Annotated in this window: 1 protein-coding gene; it reads left to right on the forward strand. The window is 58.3% G+C overall.

The features are described from left to right. Positions 1–259 (forward strand): hypothetical protein (locus ACRHNM_RS17225; RefSeq protein WP_431137875.1); only part of this gene is annotated, 259 nt, incomplete at both ends.

Genomic DNA, 259 nt, shown 5'->3' on the forward strand with positions numbered 1-259 from the left:
GGCGGCAAGCCTGCGTTGTTTCCAGATTCGCCCGCTTCGCCGGGCGAATTTTTTTTCGGCCTGTCGAGGGATCGCGCCGGGTTCAGGCTACAGTGGCTGGTGCATGTGGTTCGAGGATGGATCGGGTATGGCCGACGAAGGCAGATTGCTAGATGACAACGCGGTGTACAGAACTTTGCTGGAGTCGACCAAGGCGATTCCCTGGAAGATCGATTGGGCCACGATGAAGTTCGCCTATATCGGTCCCCAGATCGAGGCG

The organism is Psychroserpens mesophilus, assembly GCF_050617655.1.
Classification (GTDB): Bacteria; Bacteroidota; Bacteroidia; order Flavobacteriales; family Flavobacteriaceae; genus Psychroserpens; species Psychroserpens mesophilus_A.